The sequence below is a fragment of the Frankia sp. Mgl5 genome, assembly GCF_023242985.1.
In the GTDB taxonomy this organism is placed as follows: domain Bacteria; phylum Actinomycetota; class Actinomycetes; order Frankiales; family Frankiaceae; genus Parafrankia; species Parafrankia soli.
Window position 1 is genome coordinate 1 of sequence record NZ_JALKFY010000741.1, and the last position, 2,581, is coordinate 2,581.

3 protein-coding genes are annotated in these 2,581 nt (G+C 70.2%); all 3 read left to right on the forward strand.

Annotated elements, in window-relative coordinates; genetic code table 11:
- Nucleotides 1-67: 67 nt before the first annotated feature.
- Nucleotides 68-1,024: an ABC transporter ATP-binding protein gene (locus MXD62_RS27250; RefSeq protein WP_248832264.1), complete on the forward strand. Its 957-nt coding sequence runs from the start codon at nucleotides 68-70 to the stop codon at nucleotides 1,022-1,024.
- A complete protein-coding gene (locus MXD62_RS27255; protein ID WP_248832262.1) occupies nucleotides 1,021-1,815 on the forward strand; it encodes an ABC transporter permease in 795 nt (264 codons plus the stop codon). The genes MXD62_RS27250 and MXD62_RS27255 overlap by 4 nt, the downstream gene beginning before the upstream one ends.
- A gap of 12 nt (nucleotides 1,816-1,827) precedes the next feature.
- The coding region (locus tag MXD62_RS27260; protein WP_248832263.1) for a MerR family transcriptional regulator at nucleotides 1,828-2,581 on the forward strand (754 nt) is incomplete at its 3' end.

Here is a 2,581-nt window from a genome sequence, read left to right on the forward strand (position 1 = left end):
GCCCAGAAAGGTCTCCTGCGGGCACTGGCTTGACCTTGACCCTGCGTCAGGCTTCCAGCATGGCGGCATGACCGCTACCAACCCCGCGATCGAGGTTTCCGGACTCACCAAGTCCTACGGCGACCACACCGTGCTGGACGGCGTCGACCTGACCGTCCCGGAGGGCACCGTCTACGCGCTCCTCGGACCCAACGGCGCCGGCAAGACGACCATCGTCAACATCCTCTCCACCCTGCTGGCCCCCGGTGACGGCGAGATCCGCGTCGCCGGCTTCGACGTACGACGGGAGCCCGCCGGGGCGCGCGCCGCGATCGGTGTCACCGGGCAGTTCTCGGCGATCGACGAGCTGCTCACCGGCCGTGAGAACCTGCGGCTGATGGCCGACCTGGCGCACCTGGACCGGGTGACCGCGACCACCGCCGTGACCGTGATGCTGGAGCGCTTCGACCTCGTCGACGCGGCCGACCGGCGGGCGCAGACCTACTCGGGCGGCATGAAGCGGCGGCTGGATCTGGCGATGACGCTCATCGCCCGGCCCCGGTTGATCTTCCTGGACGAGCCGACGGCCGGTCTCGACCCGCGCAGCCGTCGAGATCTGTGGGCGATCGTGCGCGAGCAGGTCACCGACGGCGTGACGGTGCTGCTGACGACGCAGTACCTCGAGGAGGCCGACCAGTTGGCCGACCGGATCGGGGTCCTCGACGGTGGCCGCCTGGTCGCCGAGGGCACGGCCGCGGAGCTGAAGCGGCGGGTGCCCGGCGGGCACGTGTCGGTGCAGTTCACCGACGCCGCGGGTCTGGCCGCGGCAGCGGCGGCGCACCCGGAGGCCATCTCCGACGCCGAGACACTCACCCTGAAGGTGCCGGGCGGCGGCAGCATCGCCGGGCTGCGCCGCGTGCTCGACGGCCTCGACGACGACGGTGTCGCCGGCCTGACGGTCGAGTCCGCCGACCTCGACGACGTGTTCCTCGTGCTCACCGGCCACGCGGCCGAGGCGCCCGTAGCCGAGGAGATCCCCGCATGAGCACCACCTACACCGTCCGTGACTCGGCGACGATGCTGCGGCGCAACCTGCTGCACATCCGCCGCTATCCCTCGTTGTCGATCATGCTGGTCGCGCAGCCGATCCTGTTCCTGCTGCTGTTCGTGTACGTGTTCGGCGGGACCCTGGGCGCCGGCCTGCCGGGCCAGGAGGGCGGTGGAGACCGCGGCGACTACCTCGTGTTCATCACGCCGGGCATCCTGTTCATGACCGTCGCCAGCGTCGCGCTCGGCACCGCGATCTCGACCGCGACCGACATGACCACCGGGATCATCGCCCGGTTCCGCACCATGGACATCGCCCGGGTGTCGGTGCTCACCGGCCAGGTGCTGGGCGCTGTCATCAAGACCGGATTCGCCGTGGTGATCGTGACGGCGTTCGCGTTCCTGCTCGGGTTCCGCTCCGACGCCGGTCCGCTCGGCTGGCTCGGTGTGATCGGGCTGCTTATCCTCATCGCGTTCTCGCTCACCTGGCTGACCGTCGGCATGGGCCTGGCGGCGGACAGCGTCGAGACGGCCAGTAACACCCCGATGTTCCTGATGATCCTGCCGTTCATCAGCAGCAGCTTCGTGCCGACCGACGCGATGCCGGCCGGGCTGCGCCAGTTCGCGGAGCACCAGCCGTTCACCCCGATGATCGACACCCTGCGCGCACTCGTCACGGGCGCTCCGACGGACTCCGACCTGTGGCTCGCGATCGGCTGGTGCGTCCTGATCGCGCTGCTCGGCTACCTGTGGTCGCGTCGGCTGTTCCTCCGCGTGCCCGCGAAATAGGAGACTGGCGCGGTGCTCATGATCGGCCAGCTGGCGTCGTACGCCGGCGTCACCGTGCGCGCGGTGCGGCACTACCACGCCAAGGGTCTCCTGCCGGAACCGGAGCGCGACCACTCGGGCTACCGGCGCTACGACGCCCACGCCGTCGTCGAGCTCATCAAGATCCGCACGCTCGCCGACGCCGGCGTGCCGCTCGCGCGCGTCCGCGAGCTGCTGGCCGCGAGCGAGGAGGAGTTCACCGCTGCCGTCGCCGACATCGACCAGCGCCTGCGCGCGGAGATCAGGGAGCGGCAACGGCACCGCGAGCGGATCGCGCAGCTGGCAGCCGGAGACAGTCTGGCCCTGCCGCCCGAGGCGGTGGCGTACCTCGACCGGATGCGTGAGCTCGGATTACCGGACCTGATGATCGGGGGCGAGCGGGACTCCTGGATCCTGGTGGCCGCCCAACTCCCGGAGCACATGTCGCTCTACATGAAGCTGAAGCAGCAGCAACTCGACGACCCGGCAACGGTCGAACTCTACCGCGATCTCGCCGCGATGATCGACTGGGAGGCGGACGACCCGCGGGTGGCGGCCGTGGGCGACCGACTCGTCGCCCTTATCGAGGCCGATGCCGAGGGATGGGAGAACCACGACGAGGTGATGCCCGACGAGCTCGCGCAGCTCCTCGACTCGGTCTTCCTCGACTCGGTCCCGATTGCCCGTCGGCTCCTGGAACGGCTCGAGGAGCGCGGCTGGCGCGGCTGGACCAAGTTCGAGCGGATCC

Coding starts and splice junctions, on each gene's coding strand:
- MXD62_RS27250 (WP_248832264.1), top strand. CDS start 68: ATGACCGCTACCAACCCCGCGATCGAGGTTTCCGGACTCACCAAGTCC.
- MXD62_RS27255 (WP_248832262.1), top strand. CDS start 1,021: ATGAGCACCACCTACACCGTCCGTGACTCGGCGACGATGCTGCGGCGC.